Annotated in this window: 22 protein-coding genes; 15 read left to right on the top strand and 7 right to left on the bottom strand. The window is 72.0% G+C overall.

The window, feature by feature from the left end:
- Positions 1-48: 48 nt before the first annotated feature.
- Together GA0070604_RS06620 and GA0070604_RS06625 are read right to left on the bottom strand one after the other, a co-directional pair.
- Complete coding sequence (locus GA0070604_RS06620; RefSeq protein ID WP_091115809.1) at positions 49-1,569, bottom strand: YifB family Mg chelatase-like AAA ATPase; 1,521 nt, start codon at positions 1,567-1,569, stop codon at positions 49-51.
- A gap of 2 nt (positions 1,570-1,571) precedes the next feature.
- Positions 1,572-1,931 (bottom strand): YraN family protein, encoded by a 360-nt coding sequence (locus GA0070604_RS06625; protein ID WP_091126942.1) that lies wholly within the window; start codon positions 1,929-1,931, stop codon positions 1,572-1,574.
- A gap of 252 nt (positions 1,932-2,183) precedes the next feature.
- On the opposite strand from GA0070604_RS06625, the gene GA0070604_RS06630 reads away from it, so the two are divergent.
- The 8 genes from GA0070604_RS06630 to GA0070604_RS06665 all read left to right on the top strand — a co-directional run bounded on the left by GA0070604_RS06630 (position 2,184) and on the right by GA0070604_RS06665 (position 11,377).
- On the top strand, positions 2,184-3,317 hold the full coding sequence (locus tag GA0070604_RS06630) for a hypothetical protein (RefSeq protein ID WP_425256102.1): 1,134 nt from the start codon (positions 2,184-2,186) through the stop codon (positions 3,315-3,317).
- Between the two features lie 386 nt (positions 3,318-3,703).
- The gene (gene rpsB, locus GA0070604_RS06635) at positions 3,704-4,531 is read left to right on the top strand and encodes a 30S ribosomal protein S2 (RefSeq protein WP_091115816.1); all 828 of its coding nucleotides are present in this window, start codon (positions 3,704-3,706) and stop codon (positions 4,529-4,531) included.
- A gap of 135 nt (positions 4,532-4,666) precedes the next feature.
- Complete coding sequence (tsf, locus tag GA0070604_RS06640) at positions 4,667-5,494, top strand: translation elongation factor Ts (RefSeq protein WP_091115819.1); 828 nt, start codon at positions 4,667-4,669, stop codon at positions 5,492-5,494.
- A 161-nt stretch (positions 5,495-5,655) separates the two neighbouring features.
- Positions 5,656-6,423, top strand: a complete 768-nt coding sequence (pyrH, locus tag GA0070604_RS06645; RefSeq protein ID WP_091115822.1) for a UMP kinase — start codon at positions 5,656-5,658, stop codon at positions 6,421-6,423.
- Positions 6,424-6,500: 77 nt separating this feature from the next.
- Positions 6,501-7,058 carry a ribosome recycling factor gene (frr, locus tag GA0070604_RS06650; RefSeq protein WP_091115825.1) on the top strand — a complete coding sequence of 186 codons (558 nt, stop codon included), beginning with the start codon at positions 6,501-6,503 and terminating at the stop codon, positions 7,056-7,058.
- Between the two features lie 260 nt (positions 7,059-7,318).
- The gene (locus GA0070604_RS06655; RefSeq protein WP_091115828.1) at positions 7,319-8,869 is read left to right on the top strand and encodes a phosphatidate cytidylyltransferase; all 1,551 of its coding nucleotides are present in this window, start codon (positions 7,319-7,321) and stop codon (positions 8,867-8,869) included.
- Positions 8,870-8,973: 104 nt separating this feature from the next.
- On the top strand, positions 8,974-10,122 hold the full coding sequence (rlmN, locus tag GA0070604_RS06660; protein WP_091115831.1) for a dual-specificity RNA methyltransferase RlmN: 1,149 nt from the start codon (positions 8,974-8,976) through the stop codon (positions 10,120-10,122).
- Between the two features lie 31 nt (positions 10,123-10,153).
- A complete protein-coding gene (locus GA0070604_RS06665) occupies positions 10,154-11,377 on the top strand; it encodes a DivIVA domain-containing protein (RefSeq protein ID WP_091115835.1) in 1,224 nt (407 codons plus the stop codon).
- A gap of 74 nt (positions 11,378-11,451) precedes the next feature.
- Here GA0070604_RS06665 and GA0070604_RS06670 read toward each other — a convergent pair whose 3' ends face one another.
- Positions 11,452-11,676 (bottom strand): DUF2631 domain-containing protein, encoded by a 225-nt coding sequence (locus tag GA0070604_RS06670; protein WP_091115838.1) that lies wholly within the window; start codon positions 11,674-11,676, stop codon positions 11,452-11,454.
- Between the two features lie 346 nt (positions 11,677-12,022).
- Between GA0070604_RS06670 and GA0070604_RS06675 the strand changes: the two genes are divergently transcribed.
- Complete coding sequence (locus GA0070604_RS06675) at positions 12,023-13,585, top strand: Rieske 2Fe-2S domain-containing protein (RefSeq protein WP_091115842.1); 1,563 nt, start codon at positions 12,023-12,025, stop codon at positions 13,583-13,585.
- Between the two features lie 131 nt (positions 13,586-13,716).
- Here the strand turns inward: GA0070604_RS06675 and GA0070604_RS06680 are convergent, their stop codons facing one another.
- Both GA0070604_RS06680 and GA0070604_RS06685 read right to left on the bottom strand, forming a co-directional pair.
- Positions 13,717-15,318: a phytoene desaturase family protein gene (locus GA0070604_RS06680; protein ID WP_091115845.1), complete on the bottom strand. Its 1,602-nt coding sequence runs from the start codon at positions 15,316-15,318 to the stop codon at positions 13,717-13,719.
- Between the two features lie 37 nt (positions 15,319-15,355).
- On the bottom strand, positions 15,356-16,093 hold the full coding sequence (locus tag GA0070604_RS06685) for a TetR/AcrR family transcriptional regulator (RefSeq protein ID WP_091115848.1): 738 nt from the start codon (positions 16,091-16,093) through the stop codon (positions 15,356-15,358).
- Between the two features lie 109 nt (positions 16,094-16,202).
- On the opposite strand from GA0070604_RS06685, the gene GA0070604_RS06690 reads away from it, so the two are divergent.
- Together GA0070604_RS06690 and GA0070604_RS06695 are read left to right on the top strand one after the other, a co-directional pair.
- The gene (locus tag GA0070604_RS06690; RefSeq protein ID WP_091115852.1) at positions 16,203-18,377 is read left to right on the top strand and encodes an MMPL family transporter; all 2,175 of its coding nucleotides are present in this window, start codon (positions 16,203-16,205) and stop codon (positions 18,375-18,377) included.
- A 55-nt stretch (positions 18,378-18,432) separates the two neighbouring features.
- A complete protein-coding gene (locus GA0070604_RS06695; protein ID WP_091115856.1) occupies positions 18,433-18,978 on the top strand; it encodes a GNAT family N-acetyltransferase in 546 nt (181 codons plus the stop codon).
- 25 nt (positions 18,979-19,003) lie between these two features.
- Here the strand turns inward: GA0070604_RS06695 and GA0070604_RS06700 are convergent, their stop codons facing one another.
- Positions 19,004-20,182 carry a serine hydrolase domain-containing protein gene (locus tag GA0070604_RS06700; protein ID WP_091115859.1) on the bottom strand — a complete coding sequence of 393 codons (1,179 nt, stop codon included), beginning with the start codon at positions 20,180-20,182 and terminating at the stop codon, positions 19,004-19,006.
- Between the two features lie 264 nt (positions 20,183-20,446).
- Between GA0070604_RS06700 and dxr the strand changes: the two genes are divergently transcribed.
- Genes dxr through ispG form a run of 3 tightly spaced genes read left to right on the top strand, consistent with a single transcriptional unit; the run spans position 20,447 to position 24,087 of the window.
- Positions 20,447-21,658, top strand: coding sequence for a 1-deoxy-D-xylulose-5-phosphate reductoisomerase (dxr, locus tag GA0070604_RS06705; protein ID WP_091115862.1), 1,212 nt, complete (start codon positions 20,447-20,449; stop codon positions 21,656-21,658).
- On the top strand, positions 21,658-22,905 hold the full coding sequence (locus GA0070604_RS06710) for a M50 family metallopeptidase (RefSeq protein WP_091115866.1): 1,248 nt from the start codon (positions 21,658-21,660) through the stop codon (positions 22,903-22,905). The genes dxr and GA0070604_RS06710 overlap by 1 nt, the downstream gene beginning before the upstream one ends.
- Before the next feature lie 9 nt (positions 22,906-22,914).
- Positions 22,915-24,087: a flavodoxin-dependent (E)-4-hydroxy-3-methylbut-2-enyl-diphosphate synthase gene (gene ispG / locus GA0070604_RS06715; protein ID WP_091115869.1), complete on the top strand. Its 1,173-nt coding sequence runs from the start codon at positions 22,915-22,917 to the stop codon at positions 24,085-24,087.
- Positions 24,088-24,161: 74 nt separating this feature from the next.
- Here ispG and GA0070604_RS06720 read toward each other — a convergent pair whose 3' ends face one another.
- A complete protein-coding gene (locus GA0070604_RS06720) occupies positions 24,162-24,848 on the bottom strand; it encodes a winged helix-turn-helix transcriptional regulator (RefSeq protein ID WP_091115875.1) in 687 nt (228 codons plus the stop codon).
- 127 nt (positions 24,849-24,975) lie between these two features.
- Here GA0070604_RS06720 and GA0070604_RS06725 point away from each other — a divergent pair, with 127 nt between their 5' ends.
- The gene (locus tag GA0070604_RS06725) at positions 24,976-25,797 is read left to right on the top strand and encodes a class I SAM-dependent methyltransferase (protein WP_091115879.1); all 822 of its coding nucleotides are present in this window, start codon (positions 24,976-24,978) and stop codon (positions 25,795-25,797) included.
- The last annotated feature ends 66 nt before the right edge of the window (positions 25,798-25,863 follow it).

A 25,863-nucleotide genomic window follows, 5' to 3' on the forward strand; every position in this document is an offset into this window, starting at 1 on the left:
TCGTACCGTCATGAGGCACCACGGCGCTGGACCTGATGATTCGCTCGCTCATGTGCCCTCTCCTGTCCTGAGCTGGATGGCCTCCGCTATGTCCCCGCCGTCCGGGCGATCCCGCCCATCCAGGTCGGCGATGCTCCAGGCGAGTCGGATGACCCGATCGAACCCACGGGCGGAGAGCGAACCGGAGTCGAGCCGCCTGCGCAGCTCGTGGGTGTCCCGCCCGGGCAGCCGCCAAGGCGGGCGGCGCAGGTGCGGGCCGGGGATCTCGGCGTTCACCCGCCGGCCGGTGGACGCCCACCGGTCGGCGGCGGCCCGGCGTGCGGCGGCGACCCGGGCGGCCACCGTCTGGGACGACTCGTTCGGGGTGCCCGTCTCCAGCAACTCCGCCGCCCGTACGGGCAGCAGCCGGACCTGCACGTCGACCCGGTCGAGCAGCGGCCCGGAAAGCCGACCCAGGTAGCGCCGCCGAGCCAGCGGAGTGCACTCACAGTCCGCGTCGCCGGAGGGCTTCGCGCACGGGCAGGGGTTGGCGGCCAGCACCAGTTGCGTGCGGGCCGGGTATTCCGTGGCGCCCCGGGTCCGGGCGACCCGTACCCGGCCGCTCTCCAGTGGCTGGCGCAGCGCCTCCAGCGCCCCCTTGCTGAATTCGGGCGCCTCGTCGAGGAAGAGCACCCCGCGATGGGCCAGCGACACCGCGCCGGGCCGGGCGAGCCCCGAACCGCCGCCGACCAGGGCGGGGACCGTGGCGGTGTGGTGCGGTGCCTGGAACGGCGGCCGGCGTAGCAGCCGCCCGCCGGGCGGCAGGAGCCCGGCGATGGAGTGCAGGGCGGTGACCTCCAGCGCGGCGTCGTCGTCGAGTTCCGGCAGGATCGACGGAAGACGCTCGGCGAGCATGGTCTTGCCGGCCCCCGGAGGCCCGAGCAGCGCCAGATGGTGCCCGCCTGCCGCGGCCACCTCCAGCGCCCGCCGGCCGAGCAGCTGCCCGGCCACCTCGGCGAGGTCCGGACCGTCCTCGTCGGAGGTCGGCGCGAACGCCGGCGGCGGGAGCAACGGCGAACCGTCCCGGACGAAGGCGACCAGCCGGTGCAGGTTGTCGACCGCGCGTACCTGGACGCCGGGGATCACTGACGCCTCGGCGGCGTTGCCGGCCGGCACCACCACCCGCGGGAAACCGGCTCGGGCCGCGGCGGCGACCATCGGCAGCACACCCCGTACCGGGCGGACCGTGCCGTCCAGGCCGAGCTCGCCGAGGATCACCGTCCGCTCCAACGGCAACAGCGGTAGTTCACCCGAGCCGCCGAGCACCGCCGCCGCGATGGCCAGGTCGAACGCGGATCCGTACTTCGGCAGGGTGGCCGGGAGTAGATTGAGGGTGATCCGCCGGTTCGGCCACTTCTGGCCGGAGTTGACGATGGCCGCGCGGACCCGGTCCCGGGCCTCGTGCAGGGCCGTGTCGGGCAGGCCGGAGATCGCGACACCCGGCAGCCCGGGTGCCAGATCGGCCTCCACCTCCACCACGTGCCCGGCCACTCCGACCAGGCCCACGGAGAGCACCTTGGCGTAGCTCATGGCTAGAACGCGCCTCTCAGGTGCTCGACCCGCGCCGGGCCGGCGACCGGGAGCCGGACAGCCAGCACGTCGAAGCGGACCTCGTCGGCGACGGTGCCCGTCTCGGCGAGCCAACGGGCTGCCAGGCCCCGCAGCCGGCGTGCCTTCGCCGGCACGACCGCCTCGGCCGGGGTGCCGAAGTCGTCCGTACGACGGGTCTTCACCTCGCAGAAGGCGAGCACCACGCCGTCCCAGGCGATGATGTCGATCTCCCCGTCTGGGCAGCGCCAGTTCCGGGCGACCGGGCGCAGCCCCGCCTCGATCAGGTGCCGGACAGCGCACCGCTCCCCGTACGCGCCGACGGCCTGGTTCCGCTTCGTCATGCCGGCCACGGTGCGCCTCCGGCGGCCCGGTGGTGGTGTTTCGCCCGGCGTCGGTGTGGACAACCGACGCCCTGTGGACGGGCTGACGATCATGTTTCGGCTGTGCTAGCGCACCGCGATGCCGGTGGCTGAGCCGGCACCGTTCGTTACTCGGCGTGTTCGTGATGGACCGGTCGGTGTGGCATCGGCTGCGGTGCGAGCTGGCGCGGGGGCGGATGGCGCGCGTGGAGCCGGTCGCATACGGTGCCGATCGTGGACGGACGACGGAGCTTTCCCGAGGATCAACGGGGGTCGCACTGGAACGACCCCGGATACGCCGAGCCGGACTGGCGCGCCGCCAGTGAGCCGCGCTACCGCGACGACGACTACCCTGCCCCGGAGCAGCGCACCGGCGGCGAGACCCGGTACGGCGAGCCGGGACGGTTCGGCGCGGTCGATCCGCTGGGCGACGACACCGAGAGCTACCGGGGATCGCGACGGCTGGGCGACCCGGAGATCTCCGGAGAACTGCCGGGCGAGCGCGGCGGCCGCCGGGCGGCGCGCGAGACCGGCGATCTCGGCGGGGACGTACGCGAGAGCGCGGCCGACCCGCTCGGCCTGGACCGTACGGGCGACGTGCTGCGTCCGAGCCCGCTGGCCGGATATCCGATCGTCGAGCCCGCCCAGCCGGCCGAACCGGCCGTCGCGGCCCCGGTGTTGCTGACCGTCGGGGATCGGCCGGCGCACGGCATGTCCACACCGCTGACGGTCGAGGATCGGCCGGCGCATGGCAGCCCCGCACCGCTGGCGGTCGGGGATCGGCCGGCGCATGGCGGTCCCGCACCGCTGGCGGTCGGGGATCGGCCGGCGCATGGCGGTCCCGCACCGCTGGCGGTCGGGGATCGGCCGGCGCATGGCGGTCCCGCACCGCTGACGGTCGGGGATCGGCCGGCGCACGGCATGCCCACGCCGCTGACCGTCGGGGAGCGGCCCGCCGCGCCCGGGAGCGAGGCGGTGAGCGGCCCCGCGCCGCACCCGTTGGACCTGCCGACCGGCCCGATGCCCGCGGTCGCGCCCCGGCTGGACGGTCCGCCGCCCGGGGACGGCGTCTACCGGACCCGCCGGCCGGCGCTCGCGGTGCTGCTGGCATTGCTGGTGCTGGTCCTGGAGGTCCCGGCGCTGCGGGTGCTCCTGCGCGGCCTGGTGGGCGATCCGGTCTCGACCTCGCACGTCGTGGTGGGCTCGTTCCTCGTGCTGGGGCTGCCGATCTTCGGCACGGGGCTGTACGGGCTGCGTACCGGCGGGCTGGCGCTCGCCGACGGCAGCCGTGGCTGGCTCCGGCCGCCGACGGCGTACCTCACGGTCGGGCTCGTGCTCTTCGTCGCGGCGGCGATCGCCGCCCGCTGACCGGCCGTGGTGTCGGCCGGCCCGGGTCCCCGCCGGGCTGGCCGGCCGCGCCGGTTGCGGCTTGTCGGCGTGTCCAGTCGTCGGAACACCCTGAGACGCCGCACGTCAGGGTGCCGAACCGTCGGCGCCGCGTCCGAGGTACGCCCGGAATTCGACCCTGTGGGCGTTCCCGCACCCCGGAACCGGCGTACGGGGAAGGGGCGTACACTGGTCGACTGGCGACCGCCGTGTGCGGTCGACCTCGCGCGCCCTCTCCGCGGACCAGTTCGTGGGGCGACGGCCTCCCTGGTCCCGATTCTGATCGGGTCCGTCACGGCCGACGACCGGGTGCCAGGCGTCCGGCCGCCGGCCGGACGGGACAACCAGGGATAATTAGGAGTAACACCATGGCCGTCGTGACCATGCGCCAGCTGCTGGAGAGCGGTGTCCACTTCGGGCACCAGACGCGGCGCTGGAACCCGAAGATGAAGCGCTTCATCTTCACCGAGCGCAACGGTATCTACATCATCGACCTGCGCCAGACCCTCGACTACATCGAGAAGGCGTACGACTTCGTGCGCAGCACCGTCGCCGAGGGTGGCAGCATCCTCTTCGTCGGCACCAAGAAGCAGGCCCAGGAGGCCATCGCCGAGCAGGCGACCCGGGTCGGCCAGCCGTACGTGAACCACCGCTGGCTCGGCGGCATGCTGACCAACTTCCAGACGGTGTACAAGCGGCTCCAGCGGATGAAGGAGCTGGAGGCTCTCGGTGACCTGAGCGGCACCGCCGCCGGGTACACCAAGAAGGAGACCCTGCAGCTGTCCCGTGAGAAGGACAAGCTGACCAAGACCCTCGGTGGTCTGCGGGACATGCAGAAGCTCCCGGCCGCGGTCTGGGTGGTCGACACCAAGAAGGAGCACATCGCCGTCGACGAGGCCCGCAAGCTGGGTATCCCGGTGATCGCCGTGCTCGACACCAACTGCGACCCGGACGAGGTCGACTTCCCGATCCCGGGCAACGACGACGCCATCCGCTCGGCCGAGCTGCTGACCAAGGTCGTCGCCGCCGCGGTCGCCGACGGTCTGATCGCCCGCTCCGGCCGCCGCCGCGGCACCGACGAGAAGCCCGAGCCGGGCCAGGTCGGCGCCGACGAGCCGCTGGCCGAGTGGGAGCGCGAGCTGCTCGAGGAGCCGAAGAAGGGCGACGAGCAGCCGGCGACCACCGCCGCGGAGTGATCGAACCGTCGCGTCCCCATCGTCCGGTTTTTCGCCCGGTGGGGGCGCGACGGGTCCCCGGGCACAACCGGCCCGGATCCGGGTAACCGGCACCCAGACCATCCCACCGCAGCCTCAAGACCCGAAGAGAGAGTCATGTCCAACTTCACCGCCGCGGACGTCAAGAAGCTCCGCGACCTCACCGGCGCCGGCATGATGGACTGCAAGAAGGCGCTGACCGAGGCCGAGGGCGACTTCGACAAGGCCGTCGAGATCCTGCGTGTCAAGGGCGCCAAGGACGTCGGCAAGCGGGCCGGCCGTACCGCCGCCAACGGCCTCATCGCGCACGCCGGCCAGGCGCTGCTCGAACTCAACTGCGAGACCGACTTCGTCGCCAAGAACGACGCCTTCATCGCGCTGGCCCAGCAGCTGGTCGAGCACGGCGTGGCCAGCGGCGTGAGCAACGCCGAGGAGCTGCTCGCCAGCACCATCGACGGCAAGAGCGTCGCCGACCTGGTCCAGGAGCAGTCGGCCAAGATCGGCGAGAAGCTGGTCCTCAACCGCTTCGGCAAGCTCGACGGCACCACCGCCGTCTACCTGCACCGTAAGAGCCAGGACCTGCCGCCGGCCGTCGGCGTGCTGGTGCAGTACACCGGCAAGAGCGACGAGGCCGCCGACGCGGACGCCCGCGGCGTGGCCATGCAGATCGCCGCGATGCGGCCGCGGTACCTCACCCGCGACGAGGTCCCGGCGGAGGTCGTCGAGTCGGAGCGGCGTGTCGCCGAGCAGACCGCCCGCGAGGAGAACAAGCCCGAGGCGGCGCTGCCGAAGATCGTCGAGGGCCGGGTCAACGCCTTCTTCAAGGACTTCGTGCTGCTGGAGCAGGCGTCGGTCGCCGACAACAAGAAGACGGTGAAGCAGGTGCTGGCCGAGGCCGGCATCGAGGCCACCGGCTTCCTGCGGTTCGAGGTCGGCCAGGCCTGAGCCGTCGCCCCGGGCGCAGGACGCGTCCGGGGCCAGGGGAACGTCAACGAGGAGGCCGCCGGTGTACGTGACACGCACCGCGGCCTCCTCGTCGCATAAGGTCGGCAACGGCAGGTACGCGGTACGCGCGCCCGAGGGTGCGCGACGGAAGGGCGGGGCGGATGACGCAGGTTGTGAGTGACCGGAGCCTGGCGGCGGATGATCCGACCGCCCCACCGCCCGGCCGGGCCCGGCGGGTGGTGCTGAAGCTGTCCGGCGAGGTCTTCGGCGGCGGCGCGATCGGCGTCGACCCGGACGTCGTGCAGGGCATCGCCCGGCAGATCGCGACCGTGGTCCGCCGCGGCGTACAGGTTTCCGTGGTGGTCGGCGGCGGCAACTTCTTCCGCGGCGCCGAGCTGCAGAAGCGCGGCATGGACCGGGCCCGGGCCGACTACATGGGCATGCTCGGCACGGTGATGAACTGCCTGGCCCTCCAGGACTTCCTGGAGAAGGAGGGCGTCGAGACCCGGGTGCAGAGCGCGATCACCATGGCCCAGGTCGCCGAGCCGTACATCCCGCTGCGGGCGATCCGGCACCTGGAGAAGGGCCGAGTGGTCATCTTCGGCGCGGGCGCCGGGATGCCGTACTTCTCCACCGACACGGTCGCCGCCCAGCGGGCGCTGGAGATCCGCGCCGACGTGGTGCTGATGAGCAAGAACGGTGTGGACGCCGTCTACACCGCTGACCCCCGGATCGACCCCTCCGCGAGCAAGCTCGACTCGATCACCTTCTCCGAGGTGCTGCGCCGCAACCTGCGGGTGGCCGACGCCGCGGCGTTCAGCCTCTGCATGGAGAACGGCCTGCCGATGCTGGTCTTCGGCGCCCAGGGCGACGACACGATCGTCCGCGCCGTCGGCGGTGAGAAGATCGGCACCCTGATCACCGCCTGAGCGGCCCAGCCGAGCCAACAGCGGTCCTCCGATACGACACAGTTCACGACGAGCAACAGAAGGAGGCGAGGAGACCGGTGATCGACGACACCCTCCTCGAGGCCGAGGAGAAGATGGAGCGCGCCATCGAGCACGCCAAGGAGGAGTTCGGCGGCATCCGCACCGGTCGCGCCAACGCCGCCATGTTCTCCCGGATCGTCATCGACTACTACGGCAGCCCCACTCCGCTGCCCCAGATGGCGTCCATCGGGGTCCCCGAGCCGCGTATGGTGATCATTAAGCCGTACGACAACTCGCAGCTCAACACGATGGAAAAGGCGATCCGCGACTCCGACCTCGGGGTGAACCCGAACAACGAGGGCACCCAGCTGCGTATCCTGCTCCCGCAGATGACCGAGGAGCGGCGCCGCGAGATGATCAAGGTCGCCCGGCAGAAGGGCGAGGAGGCCAAGGTGGCCGTCCGCAACGTCCGCCGCAAGGGTAAGGAAGAGCTGGACCGCCTGGTCAAGGACGGCGAGGTCGGCGAGGACGAGGGCCGGCGCGCCGAGAAGGAGCTGGACGACCTGACCCAGCGGTTCGTCGCCACCATCGACGAGTTGATCAAGCACAAGGAGAACGAGCTGCTCGAGGTCTGAGCGGTCCGCCACCCGTTGCGGCACCGGCGCGCCGCCACCCACCTCGGGTGGCGGACCCGGTGCCGTCGTCGTGGTGGGCCAGCGTCCGCCGTCCCGGGATCGCGAGTGCAGTAGGCTCGGCACGACTCCCGACCACCACGGGGTGAACGGCGGGGATCTCCCGGCCGTCGGGTCGGTCAACCGAAACAGTCGCGCCTGTAGGGGATGGTCTTGGTCTTGCGTCATGTGGTGGCTCTCGTACCGCTTCCGCTCGGTACGTGATGTCCCGCCCCGACCCCTACGGCGCCGCCGAGCCACGCGGCTGGGACCGGCCGGCCCCGCTGCCGTGGCCCGAGACCGACCTCGAACCGCAGCCCTGGCGTCGGCCGGACGGCCCTGAGGCGTACGCGGAATCGCCCGGAGGTGCCGGTTCCGCCACCGATCCGCACGCGCGGCCCTGGCCGGACGACGACCGGTACGACGCGCCGGGCGGCCGCCGGCGGTACGAGGACCATCCTCGCCACGGCGGGGACGACCACGGGTACCGCGAGACGGACCGTGGCTGGCACAGCCGGACCGGCTACCGCGACGATCAGGGCCACCCGGACGCGGGCCGTGGAGAGCGCGACCGGTGGGACAGGGAGCGCGACCGGTGGGACGGCGAGCCGGCCTACCGCGACGCGGGCCGCGAGGAGCACCGCTGGGACGGCGACCCGGCATACCTTGACGCCGGCCCGGGGCACCGGGACGAACCCCGGTACCGGGACGCGGACCATGACCCACCTGAGCGGGGCTACGACGAGCCGGTTCAGGGCAGCCGCCCCTACGCGCCGGACGACGAGTACGCGACCGCCCAGATCGCCCCGGTGCGCGACGAACCCGCCCAGGCCGGCGCGGGACCGGACGACCCGACCGGCCAACTCGCGGCGGTCCGGGACGAGCCGCCGCCGGGCCGGCGCGGGCGTGGCCGCCGCCGGGCCAGTGCCGACCGGCCCGCCACAGCGCAGCCAACGACCGGCCGGGCCGGCCGTAACCTGCCGGCGGCGATCGGCGTCGGCCTGGCCCTGGGCGCGGCGATCCTGCTGCCGCTCTTCCTCTACCCGCCGGCGTTCCTCGTCGTGATCGCCGCCGCGATGGCGATCGGCAGTTGGGAGATGGCCCGGGCGGTACGCCGCGGTGGGGCCCACCCACCGCTGGTGCCGCTGATCGCCGGTGGCGTGATCACCGTCGGGCTGGCCTGGTTCGCCGGCCCGGATGCGCTGAGTCTCGGCCTGCTGGTCACCGTGCTCGGCACGATGATCTGGCGATTGGGCGACGGCCCCGGCAACTATCAGCGTGATCTGACCGCGGCCACCCTGATCGCGGTCTACGTGCCCTTCCTCGGCGGCTTCGCGGCCATGCTCGCGGCCACCCCCGGCGACGGGCACCTGCGGGTGCTGGTCACCCTGGTCGCCGTGGTGCTCTCCGACACCGGCGGGTACGCGGCCGGCGTCGCCTTCGGCAAGCACCCGATGGCCCCGAGGATCAGCCCGAAGAAGTCCTGGGAGGGCTTCGCCGGCTCGCTGACCGCCGCCGCGGCGGGCAGTGCCCTGCTGCTCTGGCTGCTGCTCGACGTGGCCCCGTGGTGGGGTGCGCTGTTCGGGGTGGCCATCTCCTGCGCGGCGGTCGTCGGCGACCTCGCCGAGTCGATGATCAAGCGGGATCTCGGGGTGAAGGACATGAGCAACCTGCTCCCCGGGCACGGTGGCCTGATGGACCGGCTCGACTCGATCCTGTTCGCGGTGCCGGCGGCGTATCTGCTGCTGACGGTCCTGGTGCCGGCGGTGGGCTGAGGGATGAATCACGCGGGCGGGCCTGAATCCACCGGCCGGTCAAGGCCGATTCGGCACCTACGGCCAGGTACGACCCGCCCCTGGCGTGTCAGACTGGACGCGCCATGACGAGCATCCCCCTGATCCCCGTGGACCCCGACGCTCGCGGCCGACGGCCCGCGCTACCGCCCCGGCACCTCGCCGACCTGGACCTGCCCGGTCGGCAGGCGCTGGTCGCCGAGCTGGGGGAGCCGGCCTTCCGGGCCAAGCAGGTCTCCAACCACTACTTCGGCCGGCTGGTGCGTGACCCGGCCCAGATGACCGACCTGCCGTCGGCCACCCGGGAGCGGCTGGCCGGGGCGCTGCTGCCCACCCTGCTCACCCCGGTACGCGAGCTGGCCTGCGACGACGGCGCCACCCGCAAGGCGCTCTGGCGGCTGCACGACGGCTCGCTGGTGGAGAGCGTGCTGATGGGCTACCCGGACCGGGTCACCGTCTGCATCTCCAGCCAGGCCGGCTGTGGCATGGCCTGCCCGTTCTGCGCCACCGGCCAGGCCGGGCTGACCCGCAACCTGTCGACCGCGGAGATCGTCGACCAGGCCGTCTATCTCGCCGGGGTGGCCGCCTCGGGGGCGGTGGCCGGCTCGCCGCCGCGCCTGTCGCACGTCGTCTTCATGGGCATGGGCGAACCGCTGGCCAACTACTCGCGGGTGGTCGCGGCGATCCGCCGGCTGGTCGCGCCGGCCCCGGAGGGGCTCGGCCTGTCCCAGCGGCACATCACCGTCTCCACGGTCGGCCTGGTGCCGGCGATCCGCCGACTGGCCAGCGAAGACCTCTCGGTGACTCTTGCGCTGTCGCTGCACGCCCCCGATGATGAGCTGCGCGACGAACTCGTCCCGGTCAACCAGCGCTGGAAGGTTTCCGAGGTGCTGGACGCGGCGTGGGACTACGCGGCCACGACGGGGCGTCGCGTGTCGATCGAGTACGCGATGATCAAGGACGTGAACGACCAGCCGTGGAGAGCCGATCTGCTCGGGCGGCTGTTGGCCGGCAAGCTGGCACATGTGAATCTCATCCCGCTCAACCCGACTCCGGGCAGCCGCTGGGACGCCAGCCCGAAGCCGGTCGAGCGGGAGTTCGTCCGGCGGTTGCGCGACGCCGGGGTGTCGACCACGGTGCGGGACACCCGGGGGCGCGAGATCGACGGCGCGTGTGGGCAGCTCGCCGCCGCCGAGGACAGGGACACCGAGGCGCCGCGTGAGGCAACGGCGTGACCGGGCGTAGCGAACGAGACCAGGAGACATAGTGGCGAGTCAGGGTCAGCGTTTCCGGCGTAAGGCGCTTCGCCGGGGATACAAGGTCGACGAGGTGGACGCCTTCCTGGACCGGGTGGAGGCCACCCTCGCCGGTCAGCCGGTCGGCGCGCCCGTCGCCTCCCAGGAGGTCCACGACGTCGTCTTCCGGGTCCGGTTCAACGGCTACGACGAGTGGCAGGTCGACCTGCACCTCGACCGGGTGGAGCGGCAGCTGGCCGAGCTGGAGGAGCGGGGCGGCGTGCCGGGCGGGCGCGGTGCCGATCCCCGGATGGCCGACCGGCACGGACCGCCGATGCGCGACGACCGCGGCCTCTCGCCCGTGCCGCAGCCGCCGATGCCGCCCCGATCGATGCCCGCGCAGGCCGGCCCGCCCGTTGACCGTTACGGCAACCGCTACGACGACCCGACCGCCGGCAACCGCTACGACGACCCGGTCCCCGGTGGCCGTTACGACGAGCCGGTCCCCGGCAACCGTTACGACGAGCCGGCCCCCGGCGGCCGGTACGACGACCCGGCCGGTGGTGGCCGTTACGACGAGCCGACGGGTGCCTTCGCCGGCGGGTACGACGGCCCGCGCGGCGGGTACGACGCGCCCCGCGGCCCGGGCGGACCCGGTCCGATGGGGCCGGGCGCCCCGATGGGTCCGGGTGCCCCGATGGGGCACGGCGCTCCGCCGCCCCGCGGCCTGCCCCCGGGGCCGGGCGGCTACGGCCCCGATGACCGGTTCGACGGTTTCGAGGCCGGTCGGCGTGGCCGCCCCGACATGACGGCCGAGATCCGGATGCCCGAGCGGGATCTGCGTGACCTGCGTGGCCGTGGTCCGGCCGGCCCGCCTCCCGTGCCCCAGCAGGGTTTCGGAGGCCCGCCGCCGATGGCCGGTCCGCCGATGGGCGGCCCACCCGCCGGTGGCCCGCCGATGGGTGGCCCGCCGATGGGTGGCCCGCCGATGGCCGGCCCGCCCGGCAGCGACCTCTACCGGGTGGACCAGATCCGCCGCAGCTTCCAGGTGCGCCGCTTCGGCAGCGGGTACGACCCGGACCAGGTCGACCGGTTCTTCGACACCCTGCTCGGCGGCATGCAGGGCCGCAACCCGATGCCGGTGAACCCGAAGGAACTGGACACCCTGCGCTTCGGGCTGGTGCCCGGCGGCTACTTCGAGGCCGAGGTCGACGCCGCGCTCAAGGACGTGCAGGACATCCTGCTCGGCCACTGATCCGTCAACGACGAGGGCCCGCCCCCGGCCGGGGGCGGGCCCTCGTGCGTACCGGTCGAACGCGTGGCCGTCGGTCAGGACCGCAGGCCGCTGCGGCGCAGCACCGCGTCGGCGACCACGATGGCCAGCAGCAGCGCGGCGATCCCGATCAGCCAGATGTTCTCGACCCTGCCCTCGTGGTTGCCGCAGAGCGCCATGACCACCAACAATGCCGCCGACAGCACCGCTCCGATCCGTCCGGCCCTACGGTTCCCGGGCTTGTGCTGATCTGGCGCGGTTACCGGCTCGCTTCCTGCCACTGTCGGTCCTTCCCTCGCGATCGGATCTCCGGTTAGTCTGGCACGCCCCGTACCGGGCTCGGCGCAGGGTCCGACCTGATGAGGGACGCATGACCCGCGCGGCGGATCGTGGCCCGTTCGAGGCGGCGTACCGGGCGTGGTGCGCGGGACCGGGCGGTCGCCGGTGAACTTCCTGGAGCCGCCTGGCGCGGCGCCCGCCTGACGGGAGCGGTGCGGGGCTGGGCGCCCGGGTCGTTGGACCCGTACCGGCCGGGCAGAACGGCACTACCGGCGTCGCGGGACGGTGAGCATACTGCCTCCGGTAGCGTCTTGACGTACGCCTGATTGCCTTTCGAGGGGGACTGCGGTGCGAGTGACCGGTACGGGACATGCCAGCATGCGGATCGACACGGCCGCGGGCAGCATCCTGTGCGACCCGTGGGTCAATCCCGCTTATTTCGCCTCATGGTTCCCATTCCCCGACAATTCACAGCTCGACTGGGACGCCCTGGGTCAGGTCGACTACCTGTACGTCTCGCACCTGCACCGCGACCACTTCGACGCGAAGCACCTGCGCGACTACATCTCGAAGGACGCCACGGTCCTGCTGCCCGAGTTCCCCACCTCGGAGATGGAGGACGAGCTGCGGGAACTGGGCTTCACCAAGTTCCTCAAGGCCCCGAACGAGCAGGTCGTGGAGCTGCCCGGCGGCCTGAAGATCATGATCCAGGCGCTGACCAGCCCGACCGACGGTCCGATCGGCGACTCCTCGCTCTGGGTGGAGTACGACGGCGTCCGGCTGCTCAACCAGAACGACGCCCGCCCGACCGACCTGAGCGTCTTCAACGAACTGGGCCACGTGCACGCGCACATGCTCCAGTTCTCCGGCGCGATCTGGTACCCGATGGTCTACGAGCTGCCGCAGTCGGCCAAGACCGCGTTCGGCAAGCAGAAGCGGGAGCGGCAGTTCGACCGCACCTGGCGCTACATCGACGACCTGAAGGCCGACCACGTCTTCCCGATCGCCGGGCCGCCCTGCTTCCTCGACGACGCGCTGTGGCAGTTCAACGACATCTTCGGCGACGAGGGCAACATCTTCCCCGACCAGTCGGTCTTCCTGGCTGAGTACGCGAAGGTCGGCGGTACCAACGGGATCGTGCTGCTGCCGGGCAGCGTCACCGAGATCACCACCGAGGGTGCGACCACCACCCACCCCGTGCCGGTGGAGGAGTTCTTCGCGAACAAGGTCGCCCACCTGGAGGAGATGCGGGAGCGTAAGCGCCCGATCATCGAGGCGGAGAAGGCGTCCTGGCGGCATCCCGAGGTCGACGTTCTGGGCGAGATGAAGCGCCGGATCGAGCCGCTGCTGGACGAGTCGATCTACCTGGCCAAGGGCGTCGGCGGGCCGGTCCGCTTCGACCTGGTCGGCACCGACAGCTCAGGCGGCGAGACCGTTGAATCCATTGTGGTGGACTTCCCGGGCAAGGAGGTGCGGCCGTACGCGGACGAGAAGGTCCGCTACCGGTTCCGTACCGAGCGGGCGCTGATCGAGCACCTGCTGCACATCGGCGAGGTGGACTGGGTCAACTCCCTCTTCCTCTCCTGCCGCTTCTCCGCGGCCCGGATCGGCCAGTACAACGAGTTCGTCTACGCGTTCTTCAAGTGCCTCTCCGAGGAGCGCCTCCAGTACGCGGAGGGCTGGTACGACGAGCACGAGCGGGCCGTCGACGCCGAGGACATCACGCTGGACGGCTGGGTGGTGCAGCGCCGCTGCCCGCACCTGAAGGCGGACCTGAGCCGGTTCGGCATCGTCGACGGCGACCAGCTCACCTGCCAGCTGCACGGCTGGCGTTTCGACCTGGCCAGTGGCCGCTGCCTCACCAGCGTCGGCCACAAGATCCGCGCCGAACGCGCCGAGACCGCCAGCTGACGCGCCCGCCTGGCCGCCTCGCTCTGATCCACTCCGTGTGCCGCAAAAGGCGGTCTCGTCGGCGAATATGACCGCAACTTGCCGCACACGGAGCGGATCAAGAGGCGACCTCGGCAGTTGATCAAAAGGCGTCAGTGGCCCAGGTCGGTGAGGATGCGGCGGGCGGCGTTGTGGCCGGCGGCGCCGATGACGCTGCCGGCGGGGTGGCAGCCGGCGCTGCCCGCGTACACGCCGTCGATGCCGGTGGCGTACGGCATCCGGTCGGTGAACGAGACGGTGTTGTCGACGTGGTGGATGTGCCCGCCGGTGATGCCGAAGTGCTTCTCGATGCCGGGCGGGGGCAGCGGCACCGCGTCGGCGATCAGGTCGCCGGTGCCGGGGGCGTACCGTTCGCAGATGTCGATCAGCCGGGAGACGTAACCGGGCAGCGCCTCGTCCCAGGTGGTGCCGGCCAGCTCGTAGGGGACGGACTGCACGAACAGCGCCGACGAGTGGTGCCCGGCGTCGTCGGCCAGCGACGGGTCGACCGTGGTGTGCAGGTACCACTCGATGGTCGGCTCCGCCGGCAGCCGCCCGGCCCGCACGTCCGCCCACATGGCGCGCAGCGCGCTCATCGGCGACTCGCCGCCCTGCCCGACCAGCGAGGCCGAGCCGGGCAGCAGGTGGATGGTGGAGCCGAACGGGCTGGGCGCGTCCGCCGGCAGGCAGGAGAACCGGGGCAGGCCGCGTAGCGCCAGGTTGAGCTTGAGCGTGGTGCCGGGGCGGCGGACGGCCGCCATCCGCTCACCCAGCTCCGCCGGGACCGCGCCGTCGGGCAGCAGCTCCAGCAACCGGTACGGATCGCAGGCCCCGAGCACCACCGGGGCGGCCACCTCCCGCCCGTCGGCCAGCACCACACCGGACGCGGCGCCGCCATCCAGGGTGATCGCGGTGACCGGGGTGCCGGTCCGGATGGTCGCCCCGGCGGCGCGGGCGGCCTCGGCGAAGGTCCGGGAGACGGTGCCCATGCCGCCCTGGGCGATCATCCAGGTGCCGCCGGACCCGGGCAGCCGGCACATGTTGTGCACCAGGAAGTTGTGCCCGGTGCCCGGGTCGTCCGGGCCGGCGTTGAGGCCGGAGAGGCCGTCGGTGACCGCGTACATGCTGACCAGCAGTTCGGAGCGGAAGTCGAAGCGGGCCAGGTAGTCGGCGACCGAGCCGCGGACCAGGTCGACGAAGACCTGCCGCAGGGCCGGGCGGACGTACCGCTCGGCGGTCTCGTCCACCGGCAGCGGCCCGGTCAGCCAGGCCGGGGCCAGGTCCTCGCGGAGCTGGGCCAACTCGGCCTGGAGCGCGTCGTCGGCCGCCGCGTCGGCGGGGGAGAACATTGCCGCGAGCTGCCGCCGGCTGGCCGCCGCGTCGCTGCCGAAGAGCAGGTACGGCGAGCCGAGCCCGCCCGGGGTGGGCAGGAAGTAGTGCGGGTCGCGGCGCAGCACCGGAATGCGTACGTCCAGCGTGGCGAGCAGCTCCGGCGGCATCAGCCCGAGCAGGTAGGAGCCGGTGGAGTGCCGCAGGCCGGGAACCTTCGGGAACGGGTTCTCGGTGCGGGTGGCCCCGCCGATCACCTCGGCCGCCTCCAGCACCAGCACGTCGAGGCCGGCCCGCGCCAGCAGGATCGCCGAGACCAGACCGTTGTGCCCGGAGCCGATCACGACGACGTCGGCGCGGGACGGCAGGTTGCTGCGCTCGCTCATGCGGCCACCTCGCTTCGCTCGCTCATGTCGGGGGAGCCTAGTGGCGCGCGCCGCCCTCGGGGAGGGTCCTGCCGGGGTCGACTGGCCGGAGCAGAGCGAGCAGGTTGATCAACTCGGTCTCGAAGAACGCCGCCGGGTCGTCGACCGCCCAGCCGAGGTGGCCGAAGACCTCCATGGCGACCAGGCCGTAGAGCCGGGTCCAGGCGGAGAGGAAGGCGTACGCCGCGTCGATCGGCAGCGGGCCGTGCTTGGTCGCCAGTGGGGCGAGGTGCCCGCCGAGCCGTTCCTGGAGCAGCTCTGCCGGTGGGGTGGGCAGCCGGCTGCCCCGGGTGAGTTCCACGAACGGGGTGAGGAAGACCGCGCCGAGTCGTGCTCCGGGGTGGTCGGGGTTGTCGCACTGGTCGGCGAACTCGATCACACCGGGGACCGGGTTGCCGAAGATCAGGGTGAACTCGGCGGGATGGCCGACGGCCCAGCGCCGCATCGCCCGGCACATTTCGAGGAGCTGGCCGGCCGGGTCCGGGCCCGCCGCGTCCCGGGCCGCCTCGACCTCCTGGCGCAGCTCGTCGTAGAGGTCGCCGGCCAGCCCGGCGACCAGCGCCTCCAGGCTGGGGAAGTACCGGTAGATCGCCGGGGCGGTCATGCCCATGTCCCGGGCGATCGCGCGCAGCGAGACCGCCTCGATCCCGCCGGTCACCAACAGCCGCCGCGCCCCGTCCTTGATCTCGGCGAGAGTCGCCGTGCGCAGGCGTTCCCGCCGGGTGGGTGCGGTCATCCGTCAGCCCCCTTGACTGGAGCGAACGGCGTTGCAATAGTAAACGCCGTTCACTTAGCTAATTCATGGTTACCAGCTACGACCTTAACGGTCGATGAGGGGAGCGGCGATGTTCGCCTGGTGGGGGCGAGTGGTGGTACGCGCCCGGTGGGCGGTGCTGGCCGCCGCCGTGGCGCTCGTCGTGCTCGGCTCCACCTGGGGCGCCGGCGTCTTCGGCGAGCTGACCGGGGGCGGCTACCAGGACCCGGTCAGCGAGTCCAGCCGGACCGCCGAGCGGATCACCGCCGAACTGGGCCGGCAGGACAGCGACGTGATCGTCCTCTGGTCCAGCGACACCGCCACGGTCGACCAGCCGGCGTTCCGCGACCCGGTCACCGCCACCGTCGCCGGGCTGCGCGGGCAGCCCGCGGTGACCAGCGTGACCACCTGGTACGACAGCCCCGCCCCGGCCCTGGTCGCCACCGACCACCGGGCCACGTACGCCCTCATCCAGCTCGCCGGCGCGGACGAGGACGCGCGGACGACACAGTTCGAGGAGCTGCGCCCCGCGCTCGACGCCCCCGGGCTGCGTACCGAGGTGGGCGGCATGGTCGCCTTCCAGCACTACGCCAACACCCAGACCACCAAGGACATCACCCGTGCCGAGGCGCTGTCCATGCCGGTGCTGCTGGTCCTCCTCGTGTTGATCTTCGGCGGGCTGGTCGCCGCCGCCACCCCACTGCTCATCGGTGGGCTGGCCATCCTGGGGGCCTTCGTCGCCGTACGGGTGGTGAGCCTCTTCACCGACGTGTCGATCTTCGCGATCAACATCATCACCCTGGTCGGCCTCGGCATGGCCGTCGACTACGCCCTCTTCGTGGTGAGCCGGTTCCGGGAGGAACTCGCCGCCGGACACGACACCGCCGAGGCGATCCGGCACACCATGGCCACCGCCGGCCGGACCGTGCTGGTCTCCGGGCTGACCGTGGCGCTCGCCCTGTCCAGCCTGCTGATCTTCCCGCAGGCGTTCCTGCGCTCGATGGGGCTCGGTGGGGTGGCCGCCGTCCTGGTCGCCATGCTGGCCGCGCTGACCGTGCTGCCGGCCCTGCTGGCCGTGCTCGGCCACCGGATCGACGCGGTGCGCGTACCCCTGCCGTGGCGGCGCGGGACGCGGCGGGCCGGGCCGGCGGCGGCCGGCGGGGGCGGTGTCTGGGCCCGGATCGCGCGGAGCGTGATGCGCCGTCCGGTGCGCTACCTGGTCGGGGTCGTGGTGCTGCTCGGCGTGCTGGCCGCCCCGTTCCTGCGGATCACCTTCGGCGGCTTCGACGAGCGGGTGCTGCCGGCGGACGCCGCGCCCAGGGTGGTCTCCGAACGGATCGCCGCCGAGTTCCCAGGTGGTCAGGTCGCCCCGATCGACGTGCTGGTCTCCGGCGCGTCGACCGAGGCGGCGCGAGGGTTCGCCGACCGGGTCGCGGCCGTGCCGGGGGTGACCGGGGTACGGGTCGCCGCCGAGCGCGGGCAGACCACGCTGCTCTCGGTGAGCTACCCCGGCGAACCGACCGGCGACGTCGGCCAGCGGGTGGTCCGCGAGCTGCGGGAGATGCCCGGGCCGGCCGGCGCAGAGGTGCTGGTCGGCGGGCGACCCGGCGCCGACCGGGACCTGCTGGACAGCCTCGGCGACCGGCTGCCGTGGATGGCGCTGTTGATGGCCGTCGCCACCCTGCTGCTGCTCTTCCTCGCCTTCGGCTCGGTCGTGCTGCCGGTCAAGGCGGTGCTGATGAACCTGGTCTCGATCGGCGCGTCGTTCGGCGTGGTGGTCTGGATCTTCCAGGACGGTCACCTGGCCGGGCTGCTCGGCTTCACCCCGACCGGCTTCATCGAGCCGAGCAATCCGATTCTCATGCTCGCGGTGCTCTTCGGGCTGGCCACCGACTACGAGGTGTTCCTGCTCTCCCGGGTCCGTGAGGAGTGGGACCGCACCGGCGACAACACCGCCGCGGTGGCCGGCGGGCTCCAGCACACCGGGCGGATCATCACCGCCGCCGCGTTGTTGCTGATCATCGTGGTGGCCGGCTTCACCACCGGCGGCATGTCCTACATCAAGCTCATCGGGGTCGGCATGATCGTGGCCATCGTTGTCGACGCGACCCTGGTCCGGGCCCTGCTGGTGCCGGCGACCATGCGGCTGCTCGGCCGCTGGAACTGGTGGGCCCCCGGCCCGCTGGCCCGGATCTACCGCCGCTACGGCATCCGCGAATCCGACCAGCCGGTGCCCACCCCCGACGCCCCCGTCCCGGTCCCGTGACCAAGTCCCTTTCCGGCGATCGAGGTGGCCGGGCCCGGGGCTAGCATCCAAGACCATGACGATCGCCTCGACCGACCGGCTCGTGATCCGGGACTGGACCGACTCGCCGGACGACCTGGCCCGGATCTACGACATCTACTCTCGGGACGAGGTGATGCGCTGGCTGGGCGGGGGAGCGGGGCTGATGACCGACCCGGCCCAGGCGCAGGAGCGGGTGCGGGCCTGGCGGGACCGTTACGCCCCGTACGCCGGCCGGTGGGGCATCTGGGCGATCGAACCACGTGCCGCCGGACGGGCCGCGGGCAGCGTCCTGCTGAAGCCACTGCCCGGGAAGGACGGCACCACGCCCACCGACGACATCGAGGTCGGCTGGCACCTGCACCCCGACTCGCAGGGCCACGGGTACGCCACCGAGGCCGCCCGGGCCGTCCTGGACCGCGAGTTCGCCGCCGGCACCCGACAGGTCTACGCGGTGGTGATGGCGGGCAACGAGCCGTCGATGGCGGTGGCCCGGCGGCTCGGCATGACCCACCTCGGCGTCCGCACCGACTGGTACGGCGGCATCGAATTGGAAACCTTCGTGCTGACGGCGGTGGACTGAGTCCGCACCCCGGTGCGGACCGGATCTAGTGCCGCAGGATGAGTTCGCGTGAAAGGCTGTCGATGCGCGTGCTGGCCTGGGCGTCGTAGTTGCTGAGCTTCACCGCGACCCAGTCGGTGGGCGGGTACCACTCCACGCTGGCCGTCACACCGGGAGAGGCACCGATGTGGCCGGCGGTGCAGCGGTCGCCGACGAGTTTCCAGCTCGGGCCGTATGTCTCGAACATCGGCGGGAGGGGAGCGGCGCCGGGGATCGGCGGCGGGGGCGGCACGGGAAACTTCGGGCTGATGAGCAGCTCCGTGTGGATGGAGTCGAGCAGTTCGCGGCCCTGGAGTGCGCGGGTGAAGCGGACCAGATCCGACGCGCTGGCGAAGGCGTTGGTGGCGGGTGAACCGATGAAGGTGTATCCGTCGACCGCGTCGGTCCGCTGTCCTGACGGTTGCGTGACGTACGGGTGGGCGATGCGCTTGTCGCTTTTCCACTGCGGCAGGGTGTAGAAGTCGGAGCGGGGCATGCCGGCCGCGGCGAAGACGTGGTCGCGTACGTAGTCGAAGTAGGACTGACCGGAGACCTGCGCCACGATCGTGCCGAGGAGGTGGTAGCCGGAGTTGCTGTACCCGTGGGCGCTGCCGGGAGCGAACCTCAACGTGTCCCGGCGTACGTATCCGAGCGTGCCGTCCATGACCTGCTCGGCGCTGGTCCAGGTGGCGGCTTCGTCGAAGAAGCCGTCGATCTGCACGTAGTCGCCAAGGCCGGAGGTGTGGGTCAGGAGTTGGTGGACCGTGACCTTGTCGGCCACGTCGGCGGGGAAGCCATCGAGATAGGTGCCCAGCTTCTCGGTGAGCGCCACCTTGCCCCGCTGGACGAGCTGAAGGATCGCGACGGCGGTGAACATCTTGGTGACCGAGGCGAGCGCGTAGATGGTGTCCGGCCCGTTGCGGATCTCTTTCTGCTTGTCCGCCATGCCGTACGACCGGGACAGCACCGTGCGGTTCTTGTTCACCAGCAGGACGGTGCCGGAGAACTGGTCCTGGGCGGCCAGATCTGCTACAAATCGGTCGAACTCGCCACCCGGTCGTAGCGAAGAAGCCGTCGATGCCGATGCCGATGCGGATCTGGTGGGGGAGGCCATGGCCGCCACCGGTACGGCGCTCATCAGTCCGAGCACGGAACGGCGGCCCAGCGGTAGGTCTTGTCGCGTCATGTGAACACTCTGGGGCGGGCCGGGCTCAACCCGCGTCTGTCTCAGGTCAGATGGCTGACCTGTCCTGAGACAGACGGCGGCGATTCGCGGGATGCGTAAGTCGGACAGGTGGTGCCGCCGCAGCCGGCACGACCTTCGTCATGCGGCAGCCGTTCGGGTTCTTCGTCGATCCGGTCGACCTGCGCAAGCGGGGAGTTGAGGAACCGGACAACGGGATGTGAGGCTCCCAGCGAGCGCCCAGCCGGGCTGAGGAAGAATGTCCGGGTGACATCTCCCCGAGACCTAGTCCTGCTCGGCTCGACCGGCTCGATCGGTACCCAGGCCATCGACATCGTCCGGCGTAATCCGGACCGGTTCCGGGTGGTGGCGCTCGGCGCCGGTGGCGGCAACGTGGAGCTGCTCGCCGCCCAGGCCCTCGAACTCGACGTCGAGGTGGTCGGCGTGGCCAGGGCGTCCGCCGCCCAGGATCTCCAGCTCGCGTTCTACGCCGAGGCGAGCCGGCGCGGCTGGGCCACCGGCGACTTCAAGCTGCCCAAGATCGTGGCCGGGCCGGACGCGATGACCGAGCTGGCCGGGTGGCCGTGCGACGTGGTGCTCAACGGTGTCGTCGGCTCGCTCGGGCTGGCGCCGACGCTGGCCGCGCTGCGCGCCGGACGTACCCTCGCCCTGGCGAACAAGGAGTCGCTGGTGGCCGGCGGCCCGCTGGTCAAGGCCGCGGTGACACGGCCGGGGCAGATCGTCCCGGTCGACTCCGAGCACTCGGCGCTGGCGCAGTGCCTGCGGGGCGGCACCCGGGGGGAGGTGCGCCGGCTGGTCCTGACCGCCAGCGGCGGGCCGTTCCGGGGCCGGCGCCGGGACGAGTTGACCGAGGTCACGCCGGAGCAGGCCCTGGCCCACCCGACCTGGAACATGGGGCCGGTGGTCACGATCAACTCCGCCACGATGGTCAACAAGGCGCTTGAGGTGATCGAGGCGCACGAGCTGTTCGACGTGCCGTACGCCGACATCGAGGTGATGGTCCACCCGCAGTCGGTGATCCACTCGATGGTCGAGTTCGCCGACGGCTCCACCCTCGCCCAGGCCAGCCCGCCGGACATGCGGCTGCCCATCGCCCTCGGCCTCGGCTGGCCGGAGCGGGTGCCCGGGGCCGCCGCCGCGGTCGACTGGACGAAGGCACACACCTGGGAGTTCTTCCCGCTCGACGACGCCGCCTTCCCGGCGGTCGCCCTGGCCAAGGCGGCCGGGGAGACCGGGCGCTGCCGGCCGGCCATCTACAACGCGGCGAACGAGGAGTGCGTGGCCGCGTTCGTCGCCGGGCGGCTGCCGTTCCTCGGCATCGTCGACACCCTGCGGCGTGTGCTGGACGGCGCTCCCGACTTCGACGAACCAGGTACCGTCGAGGACGTGCTCGCCGCCGAATCGTGGGCACGGGCGTACGCCCAGGAGATTATCGCCGCTTCGGTGGAAGGAGCTTGATGAGTTACCTGCTCGGGGTGGTGCTCTTCGCCGCGGCGATCCTCATCTCGGTGAGCCTGCACGAGGCGGGGCACATGCTCACCGCCAAGGCTTTCGGGATGAAGGTGACGCGCTACTTCGTCGGCTTCGGCCCGACGCTGTGGTCCTTCAAGCGGGGCGAGACCGAGTACGGCATCAAGGGCATCCCACTCGGCGGCTTCTGCAAGATCGTTGGGATGACCCCGCAGGACGACGACGTCGAACCGGGCGACGAGAAGCGCGCCATGTGGCGGTACCCGGTCTGGAAGCGCACGATCGTGATGTCCGCCGGCTCCATCACCCACTTCGCCCTGGCCCTGGTGACGCTCTGGTTCATCGCGATCTCCGCCGGCCTGCCCAACCCGAAGTTCCCGAGCACCGAGGCGCAGTTCCGGGCCGAGCCGGCGGTGATCGGCCTCGCCGAGTGCGTGGTGGTGGAGAACGTGAGCCGCCCGTGCCAGGCCGGCGACCCGGCCAGCCCGGCCGCCACCGCCCAGCTCAAGACCGGCGACCGGATCACCGCGGTCAACGGCCAGGCGGTCGCCACCTGGGGCGACATGCTCGACGTGGTCCGCGCCACCAAGCCCGGCCCGGCCACCGTCGACTACGTCCGCGACGGTGCCCCGGCGACCGCGACCGTCGACCTCGCCGCCGTGCAGCGGCCGCCGCTGGACGACCCGAAGGGCGCCACCTCGTCGGTTTCCGCGCTCGGCGTCGCCCTGCGCCCCAGCACCCCCGCCCTGGTGCAGTACGGCCCCGGTGCCGCGTTCGGCGCCACCGCCGACTTCACCGGCAACATGGCGGTGCAGACCGCGCACGCCATGCAGCGGATCCCGCAGAAGGTCCCCGCCCTGTGGACCGCCGTCACCGGCGGCGAGCGCGACATGGACACCCCGATCAGCGTGGTCGGCGCCAGCCGGCTCGGCGGCGAGGCCGTGGAGAACAGCGCCTGGCTGGTGTTCTTCATGCTCTTCGTCTCGCTGAATTTCTTCATCGGGGTGTTCAACCTGCTGCCGCTGCTGCCGCTGGACGGCGGGCACATCGCGATCGCCTGGTTCGAGCGGGTCCGGTCCTGGCTCTACGCGCGCCTGCGCCGCCCCGATCCGGGCCGCGTCGACTACCTCAAGCTCATGCCCATCACGTACGCGGTGATCCTGATCGGTGGCGTGTTCACGCTGCTGACCGTCACCGCGGACGTCGTCAATCCGATCACGCTCTTCTCAAGGTGAGTGCCTGAAGTGACCGCTGTCAGTCTCGGGATGCCTCCCGTACCACCGCCGCCGCTCGCCCCGCGCCGGGCCAGCCGCCAGATCATGGTCGGCCCGGTGCCGGTCGGTGGGGGCGCGCCGGTCTCGGTGCAGTCGATGACCACCACCCTGACCGCCGACGTCAACGCGACGCTCCAGCAGATCGCCGAGCTGACCGCGTCCGGCTGCCAGATCGTCCGGGTCGCCGTGCCGTCCCAGGACGACGTGGAGGCGCTGCCGGCGATCGCGAAGAAGTCGCAGATCCCGGTGATCGCCGACATCCACTTCCAGCCGAAGTACGTCTTCGCCGCGATCGACGCCGGCTGTGCGGCGGTCCGGGTGAACCCGGGCAACATCCGGCAGTTCGACGACAAGGTCAAGGAGATCGCCAAGGCCGCCGGTGACGCCGGTGTGCCGATCCGGATCGGCGTCAACGCCGGTTCGCTGGACAAGCGGCTCCTGACGAAGTACGGCAAGGCCACCGCCGAGGCGTTGGTCGAGTCGGCGCTCTGGGAGTGCTCGCTGTTCGAGGAGCACGGCTTCCGGGACATCAAGATCTCGGTCAAGCACAACGACCCGGTGGTGATGATCCGGGCGTACCGGCAGCTCGCCGAGCAGTGCGACTACCCGCTGCACCTGGGCGTGACCGAGGCCGGCCCCGCCTTCCAGGGCACCATCAAGTCGGCGGTGGCGTTCGGCGCGCTGCTGGCCGAGGGCATCGGTGACACCATCCGGGTCTCGCTCTCCGCCCCGCCGGTCGAGGAGATCAAGGTCGGCGCCCAGATCCTGGAGTCGCTGGGCCTGCGCGAGCGGGGCCTGGAGATCGTCTCCTGCCCGTCCTGCGGCCGGGCCCAGGTCGACGTCTACAAGCTGGCCGAGGAGGTCACCGCCGGCCTGGAGGGGCTGCCGGTGCCGCTGCGCGTCGCCGTGATGGGCTGCGTGGTGAACGGCCCGGGCGAGGCCCGCGAGGCCGACCTGGGTGTCGCCTCCGGCAACGGCAAGGGCCAGATCTTCGTCAAGGGCCAGGTCATCAAGACCGTGCCCGAGGGGCAGATCGTGGAGACGCTGATCGAGGAGGCGCTGCGGCTCGCCGACGAGATGGGCGCGGAGATCCCCGAGGATCTGCGTGACCTGGTCCCCGGCGCCACGGTCACCGTGCACTGACCGAAGATCCGGCGCGACGTGCGGCTGCCCCGGTGGGGGCAGCCGCACGCGTCGTTTCCGGCCGGGTCCGGGGATCACACCGGCGTCGGCGGCCTGGGTACGGCGGCGAACTCGGAGAGCGTGAACCACCGGGGTAGGGCTCGACGGAGCACCTCCGGGCCGGCAATCTCGACCGCGCCGCCGCGCAGCGCCGCCGGCCAGCTCAGGTCGCCCAGCCAGACCTGAACCAGGGTCCGCAGGTCGGCGTGTACCGTCACCGTCACGCCGTGGCCGGGGTCCACGTCGCAGACGTCGGCCTCCCCGCTGTTGATGACGAGCCACCAGTCCCGGAAGCCGGCCGGCACGTCCCGGAAACGGAAGTGGACGACCGTCCGCCCCCGCGGGACAGCGCGGTGGTCGACGTGGCGGTGCATGTCCCACAGCAGCAGCTTCGGGTCCAGGTCCGCGTCGCCCAACTCGCCGATCCAGCGGACCCCCCACGCGCCGAGCGCCTCGAGCACCGGCCGCAGCTCCCGTCCCGCCTGGGTCGGGACGTACCGCACGTCGACGCCGTCAACGTGCCGCTCCACGACGCCGGCCCGGACGAGCTGGTGCAGCCGCCGGGACAGCAGGGTGGGCGACATCCGGGGCAGGCCTCGGCGTAGCTCGTTGAACCGCTCGGACCCGCTCACCAGTTCCCGGACGACGAGCAGCGTCCAGCGTTCGTCGAGCAGTTCCATGGCCTTCGCGACCGGGCAGAACTGGTGGTAGGAGGCCCCCATGGCCGCACGCTACGCCGTCGCGGTGGGCCGGACCACGGGCCTGTCGGGTCCGGTACAGATCTCGTACTAGGTCGCCGGTGCCCCGCTGCCTACCGTCCGGTTCAGAGGACGAGGCAGAGGAGCAGTCATGATCGAATCGATGGAGCAGGACCGGGCGGTGAAGGCCGGGCACCGGCGGATGTGGGCGCTGGGCAGCTACGCGGCGGTCGCTGCGGAGGTCATCCCGGAGCTCGGGGCGACCCTGGTGCGGGCGGCCGGCGTCGGCCCCGGCGATCGGGTGTTGGACGTGGCCGCCGGCACCGGCAACGCGGCCATCCCGGCGGCCCTGGTCGGGGCCAGCGTGGTGGCCAGCGATCTGACCCCGGAGCTGCTGGAGATCGGGCGGGCGCTCGCCGCCGAGCGCGGCGCCCAATTGGAATGGCAGCGGGCCGACGCCGAGGCGCTTCCGTACGCCGACGGCGAGTTCGACCGGGTCCTGTCCTGCGTGGGCGTGATGTTCGCACCCCGGCATCAGGCCGGCGCCGACGAACTGGTCCGGGTCTGCCGGCCGGGTGGCACGATCGGCCTGGTCAACTGGACGCCCGAGGGGTTCATCGGGCAGATGTTCACCACCATGAAGCCGTACGCCCCACCGCCACCGCCCGGCGCGCAGCCGCCGCCGCTCTGGGGCAGCGAGGAGCATGTCCGTACGCTGCTCGGGGACCGGGTCACCGACGTCGTCGTCCGACGTCAGACGGTCACGGTGGACCGCTTCACCAGTCCGGAGGCGTTCCGCGACTTCTTCAAGGCCCACTACGGGCCGACGATCGCGACGTACCGGGCGATCGCCGGTGATCCCGACCGGGTCGCCGCGCTGGATCAGGACCTTGCCGACCTGGCGCGGCGGCACATCGAGGCCGGGGTGATGCGGTGGGAGTACCTGCTCGTCACCGCGCGTCGGAGCGGCTGACCGCGCACTGGTGCCGGCAGGGTGGCCTCGCCGGGCCACCCTGCCGGGCGCACAGAAGCACGCTGG

Origin of the sequence: Micromonospora eburnea (assembly GCF_900090225.1) — a bacterium.
Lineage (GTDB): Bacteria > Actinomycetota > Actinomycetes > Mycobacteriales > Micromonosporaceae > Micromonospora > Micromonospora eburnea.

Bases quoted from the DNA above. Each gene is read 5' to 3' on its own strand.
- GA0070604_RS06620 (WP_091115809.1), bottom strand. From the start codon at position 1,569: ATGAGCTACGCCAAGGTGCTCTCCGTGGGCCTGGTCGGAGTGGCCGGG.
- GA0070604_RS06625 (WP_091126942.1), bottom strand. From the start codon at position 1,931: ATGACGAAGCGGAACCAGGCCGTCGGCGCGTACGGGGAGCGGTGCGCT.
- rpsB (WP_091115816.1), top strand. From the start codon at position 3,704: ATGGCCGTCGTGACCATGCGCCAGCTGCTGGAGAGCGGTGTCCACTTC.
- tsf (WP_091115819.1), top strand. From the start codon at position 4,667: ATGTCCAACTTCACCGCCGCGGACGTCAAGAAGCTCCGCGACCTCACC.
- pyrH (WP_091115822.1), top strand. From the start codon at position 5,656: ATGACGCAGGTTGTGAGTGACCGGAGCCTGGCGGCGGATGATCCGACC.
- GA0070604_RS06655 (WP_091115828.1), top strand. From the start codon at position 7,319: ATGTCCCGCCCCGACCCCTACGGCGCCGCCGAGCCACGCGGCTGGGAC.
- rlmN (WP_091115831.1), top strand. From the start codon at position 8,974: ATGACGAGCATCCCCCTGATCCCCGTGGACCCCGACGCTCGCGGCCGA.
- GA0070604_RS06680 (WP_091115845.1), bottom strand. From the start codon at position 15,318: ATGAGCGAGCGCAGCAACCTGCCGTCCCGCGCCGACGTCGTCGTGATC.
- GA0070604_RS06685 (WP_091115848.1), bottom strand. From the start codon at position 16,093: ATGACCGCACCCACCCGGCGGGAACGCCTGCGCACGGCGACTCTCGCC.
- GA0070604_RS06690 (WP_091115852.1), top strand. From the start codon at position 16,203: ATGTTCGCCTGGTGGGGGCGAGTGGTGGTACGCGCCCGGTGGGCGGTG.
- GA0070604_RS06695 (WP_091115856.1), top strand. From the start codon at position 18,433: ATGACGATCGCCTCGACCGACCGGCTCGTGATCCGGGACTGGACCGAC.
- GA0070604_RS06700 (WP_091115859.1), bottom strand. From the start codon at position 20,182: ATGACGCGACAAGACCTACCGCTGGGCCGCCGTTCCGTGCTCGGACTG.
- GA0070604_RS06710 (WP_091115866.1), top strand. From the start codon at position 21,658: ATGAGTTACCTGCTCGGGGTGGTGCTCTTCGCCGCGGCGATCCTCATC.
- GA0070604_RS06720 (WP_091115875.1), bottom strand. From the start codon at position 24,848: ATGGGGGCCTCCTACCACCAGTTCTGCCCGGTCGCGAAGGCCATGGAA.
- GA0070604_RS06725 (WP_091115879.1), top strand. From the start codon at position 24,976: ATGATCGAATCGATGGAGCAGGACCGGGCGGTGAAGGCCGGGCACCGG.